16 protein-coding genes are annotated in these 14703 nt (G+C 67.4%); 15 read left to right on the forward strand and 1 reads right to left on the reverse strand.

The annotated features are described in order from the left end of the window. Window positions 1–86: 86 nt before the first annotated feature. From ACIBO2_RS05200 to ACIBO2_RS05270, 15 genes are all read left to right on the forward strand, one after another. Window positions 87–2075 carry a hypothetical protein gene (locus tag ACIBO2_RS05200; protein ID WP_397295490.1) on the forward strand — a complete coding sequence of 663 codons (1989 nt, stop codon included), beginning with the start codon at window positions 87–89 and terminating at the stop codon, window positions 2073–2075. Further along, window positions 2075–2452 (forward strand): hypothetical protein, encoded by a 378-nt coding sequence (locus ACIBO2_RS05205; protein WP_225290361.1) that lies wholly within the window; start codon window positions 2075–2077, stop codon window positions 2450–2452. Before ACIBO2_RS05200 ends, ACIBO2_RS05205 begins: the two co-directional genes overlap by 1 nt. A gap of 664 nt (window positions 2453–3116) precedes the next feature. Further along, complete coding sequence (glyA, locus tag ACIBO2_RS05210; protein ID WP_358537179.1) at window positions 3117–4382, forward strand: serine hydroxymethyltransferase; 1266 nt, start codon at window positions 3117–3119, stop codon at window positions 4380–4382. Between the two features lie 70 nt (window positions 4383–4452). Then, window positions 4453–5742, forward strand: coding sequence for a glycosyltransferase family 4 protein (locus ACIBO2_RS05215; protein ID WP_397295493.1), 1290 nt, complete (start codon window positions 4453–4455; stop codon window positions 5740–5742). Window positions 5743–5873: 131 nt separating this feature from the next. After that, window positions 5874–6296 (forward strand): hypothetical protein, encoded by a 423-nt coding sequence (locus tag ACIBO2_RS05220; RefSeq protein ID WP_358537185.1) that lies wholly within the window; start codon window positions 5874–5876, stop codon window positions 6294–6296. A 65-nt stretch (window positions 6297–6361) separates the two neighbouring features. Continuing rightward, window positions 6362–6577 carry an AtpZ/AtpI family protein gene (locus tag ACIBO2_RS05225; protein ID WP_214641702.1) on the forward strand — a complete coding sequence of 72 codons (216 nt, stop codon included), beginning with the start codon at window positions 6362–6364 and terminating at the stop codon, window positions 6575–6577. Between the two features lie 67 nt (window positions 6578–6644). Beyond that, entirely contained in the window at window positions 6645–7436 is a 792-nt protein-coding gene (atpB, locus tag ACIBO2_RS05230) for a F0F1 ATP synthase subunit A (RefSeq protein ID WP_397295496.1), read from the forward strand. A gap of 73 nt (window positions 7437–7509) precedes the next feature. After that, on the forward strand, window positions 7510–7740 hold the full coding sequence (atpE, locus tag ACIBO2_RS05235; RefSeq protein ID WP_225290366.1) for an ATP synthase F0 subunit C: 231 nt from the start codon (window positions 7510–7512) through the stop codon (window positions 7738–7740). A gap of 34 nt (window positions 7741–7774) precedes the next feature. Beyond that, complete coding sequence (locus ACIBO2_RS05240; protein ID WP_358537189.1) at window positions 7775–8326, forward strand: F0F1 ATP synthase subunit B; 552 nt, start codon at window positions 7775–7777, stop codon at window positions 8324–8326. Beyond that, window positions 8323–9144, forward strand: coding sequence for a F0F1 ATP synthase subunit delta (locus ACIBO2_RS05245; protein WP_397295498.1), 822 nt, complete (start codon window positions 8323–8325; stop codon window positions 9142–9144). The genes ACIBO2_RS05240 and ACIBO2_RS05245 overlap by 4 nt, the downstream gene beginning before the upstream one ends. Before the next feature lie 24 nt (window positions 9145–9168). Beyond that, window positions 9169–10818, forward strand: a complete 1650-nt coding sequence (gene atpA, locus ACIBO2_RS05250) for a F0F1 ATP synthase subunit alpha (protein WP_358427038.1) — start codon at window positions 9169–9171, stop codon at window positions 10816–10818. 3 nt (window positions 10819–10821) lie between these two features. After that, window positions 10822–11724 carry a F0F1 ATP synthase subunit gamma gene (locus tag ACIBO2_RS05255; RefSeq protein ID WP_358537194.1) on the forward strand — a complete coding sequence of 301 codons (903 nt, stop codon included), beginning with the start codon at window positions 10822–10824 and terminating at the stop codon, window positions 11722–11724. A 1-nt stretch (window position 11725) separates the two neighbouring features. Beyond that, window positions 11726–13171, forward strand: a complete 1446-nt coding sequence (atpD, locus tag ACIBO2_RS05260; RefSeq protein WP_357942674.1) for a F0F1 ATP synthase subunit beta — start codon at window positions 11726–11728, stop codon at window positions 13169–13171. A 61-nt stretch (window positions 13172–13232) separates the two neighbouring features. Next, window positions 13233–13634, forward strand: a complete 402-nt coding sequence (locus tag ACIBO2_RS05265; RefSeq protein ID WP_225290371.1) for a F0F1 ATP synthase subunit epsilon — start codon at window positions 13233–13235, stop codon at window positions 13632–13634. Between the two features lie 63 nt (window positions 13635–13697). Then, a complete protein-coding gene (locus tag ACIBO2_RS05270) occupies window positions 13698–14078 on the forward strand; it encodes a DUF2550 domain-containing protein (RefSeq protein WP_357942676.1) in 381 nt (126 codons plus the stop codon). A gap of 15 nt (window positions 14079–14093) precedes the next feature. Here the strand turns inward: ACIBO2_RS05270 and ACIBO2_RS05275 are convergent, their stop codons facing one another. Then, window positions 14094–14684: a cob(I)yrinic acid a,c-diamide adenosyltransferase gene (locus tag ACIBO2_RS05275; RefSeq protein ID WP_358537196.1), complete on the reverse strand. Its 591-nt coding sequence runs from the start codon at window positions 14682–14684 to the stop codon at window positions 14094–14096. Window positions 14685–14703 lie beyond the last annotated feature (19 nt).

Genomic DNA, 14703 nt, shown 5'->3' on the forward strand with positions numbered 1-14703 from the left:
GTATACCGTCTGATTATCCCGGCTGCGGTGATGCCAGCAGGCCCTTACGGTGAAGTCCGGAGCGGCGAGACGTCCGGGAGTGACCCATGGGCAAGTTCGACGGCATGGATCCCAAGCTGGTCCGTGATCTGCTGGCCGAGGTTAAGCACGCGGTCACGCAGATGCGGTCGGTCGAGGGCCGTGTCGGGCAGGTCATGAGCGGGGCGGGTCTGGCCACCCAGACCACCCATCGCCCGGTCCAGGTGGCCGACGCCGCCGAGGTGATGGTCCGCGACGTGACGGCCCGGCTTGGGCTGCTGGAGAAGAAGGCCGATCACCCGCGGGTGGGGGATCAGGCCAAGGAGGCCGCGCCGACGGTGGGCAGCGACGCCAAGGACGGCGACGAGCCCAAGAAGGACCGAGGCGATGAGCGGTCCAAGTACGAGAACCCGCGAGCGGACGACGGCACCCCTGCTGACAAGCCGGACGCCAAAACCGGCGAGGACAAGCCCGATGCGAAGACGGGCGATAAGCCTGATGCCAAGGCGGACGATAAGCCTGACGCGAAGACGGGCGATAAGCCGGATGCCAAGACGGATGACAAGCCGGACGCGAAGACGGGCGAAGACAAGCCTGATGCTAAGGCTTGCGATGACGACAAACCGGATGCCAAGACCGGTGAGGACAAGCCGGACGCCAAGACGGGTGACGACAAACCGGATGTCGACAACATCACGCCCGACACCGGTGACGATCCCAAGGACGACGACATCGCCAGTAGGCGAGATCGCGGTGCCGACTCCGACAGCGGGATCATCGACACCCCGGCCAAGGACCATCACCACGATGACCCGCACAAACCGCGGGTCATCGTGGTCGACGGTGTCAAGGTGCTCCAGGTGCCCATTGATCCGCCCACGGCCGAAGAGCTGCGGGCGCTGCTCGACGACATCGAGAAGGTGCAGCCCGCCGAGATGCCCTCGGTCTCCGGCGACGCGTCCACGAACGGCACGGACGTCAACGCCTGGGCCAACGACGGCAGCGACGTAGTGTCTATCGACGCCAAGCCGTTGGACCCCGGCGCGGTGTCGACGGTGGTGGACCATGCGCGCGACATCCAGCCGGCCGAGATGCCGAGAGTGGAGGTCCCGGCGGGCGAGTACGGCACGGGCGAGTGGGCACCCAGGCACATCAGCCCCGACGGCCAGCCGGGGACGATCGACCCCGGCAGCACAGCCTCATCCACGGGCCACCACACCCCATCAACTGGGGATATATCCTCCGCAACCGGCACGCCGTCCATAGACAACATATCGGGCTCGACAGCGGACACGGCCGCCACGGCCCAGAAGGCCGACTCCACCCCTACGGCCCCGACCACAGACTCCACGGCGACCACAGGCTCCACCGCGACGGCGGACGCACCCGCGGCCACGACCGACACCGGCGAGTGCCAGGGAACGGACACTGGAACGCGCTCGACTGGCGACGGGTCGGTGGTCACACCGACGGATCCGCCGGGTCAGCAGGTGCCGGACCACAGGGCCGGTCACACAACACCGACCAACCCGCCGGGTCAGCAGGTGCCGGACCACAGGGCCGGTCACACAACACCGACCAACCCGCCAGGCCAGCAGGTGCCCGACAACAGAGCAGGTGACACGACACCGACCAACCCCTCGGGGCAGCGGGCCACGGATGTCTCGATGCCCACTGTCGGCGAACCGGTCGTGGTGCCTCCTACCGAGCCGTCGGCGGATCAGGGTGGCTCCACCCCGCCGCCTGCCACCGACAGCGCGACGCCCCCGCCCGCCGACAGCTCCACCCGCGAGGCCACCGCTACGACCGTCAACGCGGCGCAAGGGGCAGATACCGGGAAGTGGGCCGGCGACGTCGTCTCCATCGACGTGAAGCCGCTGGACACCGACGCGCTCAGGACCCTGGTCGAACACGCCCGTGACGTTCAGCCCATGGACATGCCAAGCGTGCAGGTGCCGCAGGACGAGTACGGCAGGGGCGAGTGGGCGCTCAGAGATGTTCAGCCAGATGGGCCGCCCGGCACGATTGAGCCGGGGACCCACGAGAGGAGCGTGTGATGTACCTGGACCCGCCCGCCCCTCAACCCCGCCAGCCGGGCGAGAACCCACCCGTCAACGGCAACGGAAACCCCCTGGAAGCCCACCCAAGGGCCTGGGAGTTCAATCCCGAGTACCAGCGCCTGGTCACCGCCTGGCAGACCGTCCTACCCCTGCTAGAGAGCCTCACAACGGCCCTTGACAAGGCGTACCAGCTTGCCAAGAGCCCGCAGACGTGGGATGCCCCCGTCGGCACCCGCTACGTCGAGGACATCGGCGCGTGGCGCTCCAGGCTCGCCCTCTACCGCCAGGCTGTGCTGACGTCGATCAGCGAGGAGGCCGCCGACACGCCTCGCTGGGTGCCTAGCGCGATCGGTGCCCCTCACGCGTTCTCCTGACAGCCCGATCCACTGACCGCCTACCTGACCGTCCGAGTGACCGCCCGACTGACCGCCCGGCTGGGCCGCTGCTGGGCCCATTCACTCGACTGGCCGCCACACCGGCTGCTCGGCTGGTCGCCTCCTCGGGGGCGGTGGCCCCAATGGTCCCCCGGTGTTTTGTCACCCGTCCGTCTCAATCTCAGTGACGGTCTGACCTGGCTGGGGTCTTTTGGAGGGATATCCCCTGCGGGGAGTAGGGGAAGGCGGTCCGTGGTGGTTGGGGTCGCTTCGAGCGGCCCCCGCGGCGAGCAGAGGAGATGGTCCGTGGTGGCTCGGGATCCCTTCACGCGGGCCCTGTTGGCAGGAGGAGGCAGCCCGTGGTGGTTGGGGTCTCTTCGGGCGCCCCCCTGTCGGGGGAGCGGGGGAAGGCGGCCTGTCGTGGTTGAGGCCGGGATGCCCCCTGCGAGGAGTGGGGGAGACGATCGTACTGGCTGGGGTCCCTTCGGGCGGGTTCTCCGTCGGGGGAGTGGAAGATGGCGGTCCGTCGTGGTTGGGTCCCCGTCGGGCAGAGGAAGGACGGATGTCCGGCGCACGTTCGTGGAGCGGCGCACTGACGCCCGCCGGACTGCCGGAGCGGCGGCGGGGCATGGGAAAACCGGACAAATGGCCGTACAGTGGGAGGATGGGTGTAGTGCCCTACTACGGTCCCGACTTCGGACGGCTCCAGCGGCAGGACCCCGAGCTGGCTCAGGTGCTGCTCGACGAGCTGGAACGGGTCCGCGGCGGTCTCCAGCTGATCGCGAGCGAGAATCTCGCTTCCCCGGCGGTCCTGGCCGCCCTCGGATCCACCCTCACCAACAAGTACGCCGAAGGTTACCCGGGCCATCGCTACTACGGCGGCTGCGAGGTCGTCGACCGGGCGGAGCGGCTGGCGATCGAGCGGGCCTTGAGGTTGTTCGGGGCCGAGCACGCCAACGTGCAGCCCCACTCGGGCGCTTCCGCCAATCTCGCGGCGTACGCGGCCCTGCTGCAGCCCGGCGACACCATGCTGGCCATGGATCTGCTGCACGGCGGTCATCTCACCCATGGCTCGAAGGTGAACTTCTCGGGAAGATGGTTCGACGTCGTGTCATACGGGGTGCGACGGGACACCGAACTCATCGACTACGACGAAGTACGGGACCTGGCGCTGCGGCACCAGCCGAAGGTGATCGTCTGCGGCGCCACCTCCTACGCCCGGCTGATCGACTTCGCCGTCTTCCGTGGCATCGCGGACGAGGTGGGCGCCTGGCTGCTCGCCGACGTGGCGCATCCGATCGGGCTGATGGCCGGTGGCGCCATTCCGTCCGCCGTCCCGTACGCGGACGTGGTCACCTACACCACGCACAAGGCGCTGCGCGGACCGCGCGGGGGTGGCATCCTCTGTACGGCGGAGCTCGCCGCGCGGATCGACCGGGCGGTGTACCCATTCATCCAGAGCGGTCCCCTCATGCACGCCGTGGCGGCAAAGGCGGTGGCGTTCGGCGAGGCGCTGCGGCCCGAGTTCGGCGAGTACGCCAAGCAGGTGGTCGCCAACGCCCAGGCCCTGTGCGACTCTCTGGCGGCCGAGGGGATGCGGCCGGTGTCAGGCGGTACGGAGACGCATCTGATGCTCATCGACCTGCGCGAACTGGGCGTGTCGGGCGCCGAGGCCGAGCGGCGGTGCGCCGCGGCGGGGATCACGCTCAACCGGAACGTCATCCCCTACGATCCGGAGCCTCCGGCCGTGACCTCCGGGATACGTGTCGGCACGCCGTGTCTCACCACTCAGGGGATGGGGCCCCAGGAGTTGAAGGAAGTGGGGGCCCTGCTCGTGCAGGCGGTACGCCATCCGGGCGCTGCTGCCGAGGTCAAGGGGCGGGTCGCGGCCCTGCTGGGGGCCTTCCAGCCATATGACAGCCAATATTAAGAGCCAAAATTAAGCTGGTGTGTGTCGATTTCCGGTCACAGCCGGTCGGAGCATCCAGGAAACTAGGTCCGTGCGCGAATACCTGTTCATGGCGCTCATTGCGGCAGCGGTGACGTATCTGCTCGTCCCGCTGGTGCGCCGCTTCGCCATCCGCATCGGCGCCATGCCCGAGGTCCGCGAACGCGACGTGCACACCACGCCGACGCCGAGACTGGGCGGTCTGGCCATGTACGGCGGGCTGGTCGTCGGGCTGCTGGTGGCCAGCGAGCTGACCAACACCGGCAAGGTGCTGAGCGAGGCCGAAGGCAACCCGGTGATGGCGTTGATCATCTCGGGCGGCCTCATCACGTTGACGGGGTTCCTCGACGACTGGTGGGGCATGGACGCCTTCATCAAGCTGGCCGGCCAGATCGCGGCCGCCGGCGTGCTCGTCTGGTTCGGCCTGCGGCTCACCTACATCCCGCTGCCCAAGGACTGGGGCGGCTCCACCAGCCTCGACTACACGCTGAGCACCGTCATCACGATCATGGTCGTGGTGGTGGCGATCAACGCGGTCAACTTCGTCGACGGGCTCGACGGCCTGGCGGCGGGCATCGTCTGCATCGCGGGCATGGCCACCTGGGCCTACTCGATCTTCCTCAAACAGAGCATCAGCGGCGACCGCATCGCCACCACGGCGGCCATCGCCGCCATCCTCATCGGCTGCTGCCTGGGATTCCTGCCGCACAACTTCCACCCCGCGAAGATCTTCATGGGCGACACCGGGGCGATGCTCATCGGGCTCGTGCTCGCCTCCTCGATCGTCACCGTGACGCCGGTCGACCCGTCGATCATCGAGGGCATGAACAAGGTGCCGGTGCTGCTGCCGCTGCTCGTGCCCGCCGCGGTGCTGGTGCTCCCGCTCATCGACCTGGTCACCGCCGTCGTGCGGCGCACCTCGCACGGCATGTCGCCGTTCGCGCCCGACCGCGGTCACCTGCACCATCGCCTGCTCGACATCGGCCACTCCCACCGCCGCACCGTGCTGATCATGTACGCGTGGACGTTCCTGTTCGCGTTCGGCATCGTCGCGCTGTCCACGATCGGCGTGCCCGTCCTGCTGTTCCCGGTGGTCATCCTGCTCGCGCTCGGCGTGCTGGTCCTGATGGCCGCGCCGCGCTGGCGGGGCAGGGGCGGCCTCCACTCCCGCGGCAGGTCCGACGACGACGGCCCGCCCACCGGCCCCATGCCGCCGATCGTGCCGGAAGCCGAGGTCAGGCGGCAGGTCCCGCCCTCTGTCGGCCCGCCGCCCGGCCCGTCGCAGGAGCGGGCGAACGCCGCGGCGAAACCGGTCATTCCTGCCGTTCCAGGCCGTTCATGATCGCGAACTAGAAACGGCAGGTAAAAGCGGTCTTCAGTGAGCTTGTGATATCTTTCACGAGCAGGGGCCCCCAATGCACCGGCTTTGGGGGTAGCAAACGCTCGCTTGATAACATGCTTACTGGAGCACCGATGCAGGCCAACGACGTGCGCGTACTCAAGAGTGCCGCGATCCCCACCCTCGCGGTTGGGGTGGTCGCCGTGGTCGTGGCCCTGCTCCTGGCGGGAGCGAAGGGAGCGCTGGGCGCGGCCATCGGCGCGGCGCTCGTCGGTGTCTTCTTCAGCATCAGCGTGGTGGCCGTCTCCTACGCGGCCCGAGTGTCCCCGCAAATCATGGCCATCGTCGCCATGGTGAGCTATCTCATCAAAGTCATCGCCATCATGGCGATGCTGGCGGCCTTCGGTGACACCACGGCGTGGAACAACAAGGCTTTCGCCTGGTCCGTCGTGGTATGCACGCTCGTCTGGACGGCCTTCGAGGTCCGGGCGTTCATGAAGACAAAAATGCTTTATGTCGACCCCGAAGCCAAGGTCCCGGGGAACGGTGGCCCATGAGGCTGGTAAAGGGATGGGGTCCGATATGACTAGTCCTCTACTTGCCTGCTATCGTCGGCCCCGCGATGAGCGAACAGGAACGCCGACCGGAAGACGACGGTCAGGACTTCGCCAACGCCGCATGGTCGATCCCCAGCTACCTGCTCGCCGGGATGGCGATCTACGGCGGCGGCGGCTGGTTGCTGGACCGTTGGCTCGACACGTCCGCGTTCTTCCCTATAGGCGTCGTCCTGGGGATCGTGCTGTCCGTGTACCTGGTCTACCGCAAGTACGGTCGCTAGCCGCACGGCGCGACCACTTCGCTGAGGAAACCCTTGTGATCCGCTACGACGTTGAAGGGAACGCCGCGTGAGTGCGCTGACGGTCCTCGCCGACGATCAGTTCAAGGCGCCGTCGCCTGATGAACTGTTCACTTTCGCCCCCATCATTCCCGGGGTGGACTGGTTCACCAAGCCGGTTCTTCTCGCGATCCTCAGCTCGATCATCGTGATCGGCTTCTGCTGGGCGGCCTTCGCCAACCCGAAGGTCGTGCCACGGGGCGTCCAGAATGTTGCCGAATATGGCTACATGTTCGTCCGCGACCAGGTCGCCCGGCCCTTCCTGGGCAAGGACGCCGACCGGTGGATGGGCCTGCTGCTGACGCTGTTCTTCATGGTCTTCCTGTGGAACATCATGGGCGTCATCCCGCTGCTCCAGTTCCCCGTGGCCTCGCACATCGCCTTCCCGGCCGTGCTCGCGATCTCGATCTACGTGCTGAAGGTCTACCTGGGCGTCAAGCACCAGGGTGCGATCGGCTACTTCAAGAACATGATGTTCCCGCCGGGACTGCCCAAGCCGATCTACGTGCTGCTGTCGCCGATCGAGTTCCTGTCGAACATGATCATCGCGCCGTTCACGCACGCGGTCCGACTGTTCGCGAACATGTTCGCCGGTCACATGCTCCTCGCGTTCTTCAGCATGGTGGGCTTCTGGTTCCTGTTCGAGAAGCTGACCCCGCTGGGCGCCCCCGTCGGCGTCATCGGTGTCATCATGACCATCATCTTCACCGGCTTCGAGATCTTCATCCAGTTCCTGCAGGCGTTCCTGTTCGCCATGCTGGCGTCGATGTACATCGGCGGAGCACTTCACGCAGAGCACTGAGAACCATCCATACCGGAATATCCATGACCGGTGGAGACACGCTTCACCGGCCGTCCAGTAAAGGAATACAGCAATGAGCGTTCTCGCTGAGGTCTCCGGCAACGTCACCGCCATCGGTTACGGTCTCGCCGCCATCGGCCCCGGCATCGGCGTCGGCATCATCTTCGGTCAGGGCGTGCAGGCCATCGCGCGTCAGCCCGAGGCCTACGGCCTGATCCGCCAGAACATGCTCCTCGGCTTCGTCCTCACCGAGGCCCTCGCCCTGCTCGGTCTGGTCGCGCCGTTCATCTTCCAGAACATCTGACGACCAGAAGAATCCCTGACGAAAGGCTGCATCCATGACTATGGCAGCTACGATCCTCGCCGCGGAGGAGGGCTCCAATCCTCTCATCCCGCACACATTCGAGCTCGTCGTCGGTATCTTCTCGTTCCTCGTCGTCCTTTTCGTAGTCGGTAGGCTCCTTGTCCCGCGTATCCAGAAGACGCTGGCCGAGCGGACCGAAGCTATCGAAGGCGGCATAAAGCGAGCGGAAGACGCTCAGGCCGAGGCCCTGAACCTGCAGAAGCAGTACCGCGAACAGCTGGCCGAGGCCAGGCAGGAAGCGGCTCGTCTCCGTGAGGAGGCCCGCGAGCAGGCAGCGGAGATCCGGGCGGAGCTCCGCGAGGAGGCGCAGGCCGAGGCCCGCCGTCTCGTCGAGGCGGCGCACGCCCAGATCGAGGCGGACCGGCAGGCGGCGTTCGCCCAGCTCCGTACCGAGATCGGCCGTCTGTCGACCGACCTGGCCGGCCGCATCGTCGGTGAGTCCCTGGAGGACGAGGCCCGGCAGAGCCGCGTCATCGACCGCTTCCTCGACGAGCTGGAGCGCTCGGACGCGCAGGCGGTGCGGTGAGCGACCAGATGAGGGGCCTCAGCAAGGACTCGCTCGCCGTGGTCGAGGAGCGGTTCAACGCTGTGGCGGGCTCGGCGGACCTGGGCCAGTTGGCCGAGGACCTCAACGCGATCGCGGACCTGCTGGACCGTGAGCACGGACTGCGCCGGGCCCTGTCGGACCCGGCCCGGCCCGGCGCTCAGAAGGCGCAGGTCATCCGGAATCTGCTCGATGGCAAGGTCAGCGCGGCCGCGCTCGCCACGGCCGAGGCCGCGGTCGAGGTCAAGTGGTCGCGCGCCGGAGACCTGGCCGACGTGCTCGAACGGCTCGGCGTCGTCGCCGCGGCCGCGGAGGCCGAGGCGCAGGGCAAGCTGGACGACGTGGAGGACGAGCTCTTCCGCTTCGGCCGGATCGTCGCCGCCAACCCCGAGCTCCGCCTGGCCCTCACCGACGCTGCCGCTCCCGAAGAGGGCAAGCGGCAGCTGCTGCAGGACCTGCTCGGCGGCCGGGTCGCCCCCACCACCCTGCGCCTGATCACGCAGGTGGTCGTGCATCCTCGTGGGCGTAGCCTGGAGGCAGGCCTGGAGGAGTTCAGCCGGCTGGTGGCGCAGCAGCGCCAGCGCCTCGTCGCGACGGTGCGCACCGCGGTCGAGCTGACCGGGGAGCAGAAGCAGCGCCTCACGGCGTGGCTGCGCACCTCCTACGGTCGCGACGTGCACGTCAACGTCGAAGTGGATCCCCGAGTGCTGGGTGGTTTCTCGGTCCGCATCGGCGACGAGATCATCGACACCACCATTGTGGGACGAATCGAAGAAGTCCGCCGCCGGTTGGCCGGCTAGGGCGATAGAGGAGACAGAGAAGAGATGGCGGAGCTTACGATCCGGCCGGACGAGATCCGGGACGCGCTTGAGCGCTTCGTCCAGGCGTACGAACCGGAAGGCGCCGCGCGCGAGGAGATCGGGACCGTCGTCGACTGTGGCGACGGCATCGCCCATGTCTCCGGCCTTCCCTCGGCGATGGCGAACGAGCTGCTCGAGTTCGAGGACGGCACGCGCGGCCTGGCACTCAACCTCGACACCCGCGAGATCGGTGTCGTGGTCCTGGGCGACTTCAGCAGCATCGAGGAGGGCCAGACGGTCCGCCGGACGGGCGAGGTCCTGTCCGTGCCCGTCGGCGATGGCTTCCTCGGCCGCGTGGTCGACCCCCTCGGCAACCCGCTCGACGGCAAGGGCGCCATCGAGTCCGAGGGCCTGCGCGCCCTCGAACTCCAGGCCCCGTCGGTCGTCCAGCGGCAGCCGGTGAAGCAGCCGCTGCAGACCGGCATCAAGGCGATCGACGCCATGACGCCGATCGGCCGTGGCCAGCGTCAGCTGATCATCGGTGACCGTGGCACCGGCAAGACCGCGATCGCCGTGGACACCATCATCAACCAGCGCGACAACTGGGCGTCCGGTGACCCGGACAAGCAGGTGCGCTGCGTCTACGTCGCGGTCGGCCAGAAGGGCTCGACGATCGCCCAGGTGCGGGCTCGCCTCGAGGAGGCGGGCGCGCTCGAGTACACCACGATCGTCGCCGCCCCGGCGTCCGACCCCGCGGGCTACAAGTACATTTCGCCCTACACCGGTTCCGCCATCGGGCAGCACTGGATGTACCAGGGCAAGCACGTTCTCATCGTCTTCGACGACCTGACCAAGCAGGCCGACGCCTACCGCGCGGTCTCGCTGCTGCTGCGCCGTCCGCCGGGCCGTGAGGCCTTCCCGGGCGACGTCTTCTACTTGCACTCCCGCCTGCTGGAGCGCTGCGCCAAGCTCTCCAACGACATGGGCGCGGGGTCGATGACCGGTCTGCCGATCATCGAGACGAAGGGTAACGACGTCTCGGCGTTCATCCCGACCAACGTCATCTCCATCACCGACGGGCAGTGCTTCCTGGAGACCGACTACTTCAACGCCGGTATCCGCCCCGCCATCAACGTCGGTATCTCGGTCTCGCGAGTCGGTGGCTCGGCGCAGATCAAGGCGATGCGGAAGGTCGCGGGCACGCTGCGTCTGTCGCTGTCGCAGTATCGCGACCTGGAGGCCTTCGCGGCCTTCGCGTCCGACCTCGACGCGGCGTCCAAGGCTCAGCTGGAGCGCGGTCAGCGTCTGACCGAGCTGCTCAAGCAGGCGCAATACTCGCCGTTCTCGGTCGAGCGCGAGGTCGTGTCGGTCTGGGCGGGCACCACCGGTGAGCTCGACGAGGTGCCGGTCGAGGACATCCGCCGCTTCGAGTCGGAGTTCCTGGACTACCTGCAGAGCAAGCACAAGGGTGTCTTCGACAGCATCCGTGAGACCAACGATCTGCTGGACGACACGGTGACCGTCCTCAAGGACGCCATCACGGAGTTCAAGAAGTCCTTCACCACCTTCTCCGGCGAGCTCCTGGTCAAGGACGAGCCGGTCGCACCGCTCGAAGAGGGCGAGGTCGGCCAGGAGAAGATTCGCAAGGTCGTCCGCTCGGCGGAGAAGAAGTAGCCCATGGGTGCCCAGCTAAGGCTGCTGCGGCGGCGGATCAAGTCGGTCAAGTCGACCGCCAAGATCACCCGCGCTCAGGAGCTCATCGCCTCTTCGCGGATCGTGAAGGCGCAGATGCGGATGCAGGCGGCGCTGCCGTACGAGCGTGAGATCACTCGCGCCGTCACCGGCGTCGTCAGCAACGCGGCGAGCGTCGACCATCCGCTGACCGTGGCGAAGGACAATCCCACCAAGGCGGGCGTGCTCGTCGTCACCAGCGACAGCGGGTTCTGCGGCGGCTTCAACGCCAACGTCCTGCGCGAGGCCGAGGCCCTGCGCGGACTGCTGAAGAGCCGCGGCCTGGAGGTCATCCCGTTCGTCACCGGCCGTAAGGGTGTCACCTGGCACTCCTTCCGCAACCGGACGATGGGCGGGCAGTGGGTCGGCTTCTCCAGGAAGCCCGCCTACAGTGACGCCAAGGAGATCGCCGAGCTGCTGATCGAGTCGTTCAAGGACGAGAACGGGATCGACGAGATCCACATCGTCTCGACCGAGTTCGTCTCGATGCTCACGCAGAACGTCGTGGTCAAGCGCATCCTGCCGCTGGAGGTCGAGGAGACCGAGGCGAGCGAGAGCGACGCGATCCCGCCCTACTTCGAGTTCGAGCCCACCGCGGCCGACGTACTCGAGTCGCTGCTGCCGCGTTACGTGGAGTCCCGCATCTTCACGGCGCTGCTGGAGTCGGCGGCTTCAGAGGAGGCCGCGCGTCGCCGCGCGATGAAGTCCGCCACGGACAACGCCAACGAGCTGATCCGCGTGTTCACCATGCAGATGAACCAGGCTCGTCAGGCGGAGATCACCCAGGAAATCAGCGAGATCGTCGGTGGCGCCAACGCGCTCGCTGACGCCGCAGCGGGGAAAGAGTGAAATGACTGCAGAGGCTGTTGAGACCGTTGAGACCCCCGCGGCCGGTGTCGGCCGCGTGGCTCGGGTCACAGGGCCCGTCGTCGACGTGGAGTTCCCCGTCGAGGCGATGCCCGACATCTACAATGCGCTGACCATCGACGTAACCCTCGGTGAGGACACCAAGCTGCTGACCCTCGAGGTCGCCCAGCACCTCGGTGACAACATCGTCCGGGCCATCTCCATGCAGCCCACCGACGGTGTGGTCCGGGGTGCGGCCGTCACGGACACCGGCCTGCCGATCTCGGTGCCCGTCGGCGACGTCGTCAAGGGTCACGTGTGGAACACGCTCGGCGAGTCGCTGGACGTGCCGACCGCTTCTCTCAAGATCAACGAGAAGTGGGGCATCCACCGGCCGTCGCCGCCGTTCGACCAGCTCGAGTCGCGCACCGAGCTGCTCGTCACGGGCATCAAGGTCATCGACCTGCTCACGCCGTACGTACAGGGTGGCAAGATCGGCCTGTTCGGCGGCGCGGGTGTGGGCAAGACCGTCCTCATCCAGGAGATGATCCGCAGGGTCGCCCGCAACTTCGGTGGCACCTCGGTGTTCGCCGGCGTCGGCGAGCGCACCCGTGAGGGCAACGACCTCTGGCTGGAGATGGAGGAGGCGGACGTCCTCAAGGACACCGCGCTCGTCTTCGGTCAGATGGACGAGCCGCCGGGCACCCGTCTGCGGGTCGCCCTGTCGGCGCTGACGATGGCGGAGTACTTCCGCGACGTGCAGAAGCAGGACGTGCTGCTCTTCATCGACAACATCTTCCGCTTCACGCAGGCCGGCTCCGAGGTGTCCACGCTCCTCGGCCGTATGCCGTCGGCCGTGGGTTACCAGCCCACGCTGGCCGACGAGATGGGTGTGCTCCAGGAGCGCATCACCTCGACGCGTGGTCACTCGATCACCTCCATGCAGGCGATCTACGTGCCCGCCGACGACATCACCGACCCGGCCCCGCACAACGCGTTCGCCCACCTCGACGCGCAGACCGTGCTCTCCCGGCCGATCTCGGAGAAGGGCATCTACCCCGCGGTGGACCCGCTCGACTCCAACTCCCGCATCCTCGACCCGCAGATCGTGGGCGAGGAGCACTACGCGGTGGCCCAGGAGACCAAGCGGATCCTGCAGAAGTACCGCGAGCTCCAGGACATCATCGCCATCCTCGGTATCGACGAACTGTCGGAAGAGGACAAGGTCACCGTCCAGCGGGCCCGCCGTATCGAGCGGTTCCTGTCGCACCCGATGTACGCCGCCGAGGCGTTCACCGGCCAGCCCGGCGAGAACGTGCCGCTGGAGGAGACCATCCGCTCCTTCAAGGGCCTGTGCGCGGGCGAGTACGACCACCTGCCCGAGCAGGCGTTCTTCATGGTGGGCGGCATCGACCAGGCCATCGCCAAGGCCAAGGAACTCGAGCGCTGATCGCCCGCGGTGGGGGTATGGCGCGAGCCGTACCCCCACTCCTGTCCGGAAAGGAGCCTACGTGGCGAAGCTACGAGTAGGCGTTGTCTCGCCCGAGCGTGAGATCTGGTCGGGCGAGGCCGACATGGTGATTGCCAAGACCGTGGACGGCGAGATCGGTATTATGCCGCAACACGCACCTGTGCTCGGCGTCCTCGTCGAGGGCGGCGTGCTGCGCGTGAAGCGGGAGGGCAAGGGCGACCTGGTCGCGGCGGTCCACGGCGGATTCATCTCCGTGGCCGACGACGAGGTGTCCGTGCTCGCCGAGGTCGCCGAGCTCGGCTCGGAGGTCGACATCGCGGCGGCCCGTGACGCTCTCGAACGGGCGCAGGCCTCGATCGAGGCCGACCAGGCGGACGCCGACGCGGCCGTCGAGGCCAAGCGTGCCAAGGCCCGGCTGCGTGCGGCCGGCGAAGAGGTCTAGATCCTTTGAGGTCTAGATCCTTGAGGTCTAGTTTTTGATGCGGGTTTGATGCAAGGGGGCGGCTTGGTAGCGACGGTTCTCATCTGTGTGCTGCTGGTCGCCGTCCTGGTGGTGTTGCGCGGGCTCCTGGTGGCGCGCTCCCGGGGGAGTGTGCCCTGCCGCCTGCGCGTGGGAGATCACGGCTGGCAGCGCGGGGTGGCCCGCTACGCCGACGGGGAGCTCCATTGGATCCCGCTCATAGGTCTGCGACTCAGGCCCCGCCACGCTATCGCGAGGCGGGGCCTCGTCGTTTCCTCGCGGCGGGAGCTGGACAGCGGGTTCTTCGCGGTGGACTGCTCTGGCACCACGCGGGACATCTCGCTGGCGATGAGTGCGGACGCGCTGACCGGGTTTCTGGCCTGGCTCGAATCGGCGCCGCCGAGCGCTTATCTGGACGTCGCCTAGATCCCCGGCACCGGGCTAGCGGGTGCCGCCTGGCTTCCAGAGGATCTCGTCGCCCGCGTGGGCGACCCTGCACAGGATGAACAGCAGGTCTGACAGGCGGTTGAGGTATTTGGCCGTCAGCGGGTTCATGTCCTCGTGCGCTTCCAGCGCCGCCCACGTCGTACGTTCCGCGCGCCGGACTGTGACCCTCGCCACGTGCAGCCCGGCTATCGACGGGTCGCCGCCGGGGAGGATGAAGCTGCGCAGCGGCTTGAGCTGCTCGTTGAACTCATCGCACCGCGCCTCCAGCCAGTCGATGTAGGACTGCTCGACCCTCAGCGGCGGGAACTCCGGATTGTCCGTGACCGGCGTCGCCAGGTCGGCGCCCACGTCGAAGAGCTCGTTCTGGACGCGGATCAGCACCGCCGTCAGCTCCATCGACAGCGTGCCGTGCGACATGGCCAGGCCCAGATGGGCGTTCGCCTCCTCCACGTCCGCGTAGGCCGCCAGGCGGAGGTCGGTCTTGGCGGTGCGGCTCATGTCGCTCAGGGTGGTCGTGCCGTCGTCTCCGGTGCGGGTGTAGATCCGGGAGAGGACGACCGGCTTGTCCTTGTCGGCACGCGTCATGAGGTCAGCGTAATGACAA

The organism is Nonomuraea sp. NPDC050022, assembly GCF_044460705.1.
In the GTDB taxonomy this organism is placed as follows: Bacteria; Actinomycetota; Actinomycetes; order Streptosporangiales; family Streptosporangiaceae; genus Nonomuraea.

Excerpts from the sequence above, each read along its gene's own strand:
- ACIBO2_RS05200 (WP_397295490.1), top strand. The coding sequence starts at position 87 with ATGGGCAAGTTCGACGGCATGGATCCCAAGCTGGTCCGTGATCTGCTG.
- ACIBO2_RS05205 (WP_225290361.1), top strand. The coding sequence starts at position 2,075 with ATGTACCTGGACCCGCCCGCCCCTCAACCCCGCCAGCCGGGCGAGAAC.
- glyA (WP_358537179.1), top strand. The coding sequence starts at position 3,117 with ATGGGTGTAGTGCCCTACTACGGTCCCGACTTCGGACGGCTCCAGCGG.
- ACIBO2_RS05220 (WP_358537185.1), top strand. The coding sequence starts at position 5,874 with ATGCAGGCCAACGACGTGCGCGTACTCAAGAGTGCCGCGATCCCCACC.
- ACIBO2_RS05225 (WP_214641702.1), top strand. The coding sequence starts at position 6,362 with ATGAGCGAACAGGAACGCCGACCGGAAGACGACGGTCAGGACTTCGCC.
- atpE (WP_225290366.1), top strand. The coding sequence starts at position 7,510 with ATGAGCGTTCTCGCTGAGGTCTCCGGCAACGTCACCGCCATCGGTTAC.
- ACIBO2_RS05240 (WP_358537189.1), top strand. The coding sequence starts at position 7,775 with ATGACTATGGCAGCTACGATCCTCGCCGCGGAGGAGGGCTCCAATCCT.
- atpA (WP_358427038.1), top strand. The coding sequence starts at position 9,169 with ATGGCGGAGCTTACGATCCGGCCGGACGAGATCCGGGACGCGCTTGAG.
- ACIBO2_RS05255 (WP_358537194.1), top strand. The coding sequence starts at position 10,822 with ATGGGTGCCCAGCTAAGGCTGCTGCGGCGGCGGATCAAGTCGGTCAAG.
- atpD (WP_357942674.1), top strand. The coding sequence starts at position 11,726 with ATGACTGCAGAGGCTGTTGAGACCGTTGAGACCCCCGCGGCCGGTGTC.
- ACIBO2_RS05275 (WP_358537196.1), bottom strand. The coding sequence starts at position 14,684 with ATGACGCGTGCCGACAAGGACAAGCCGGTCGTCCTCTCCCGGATCTAC.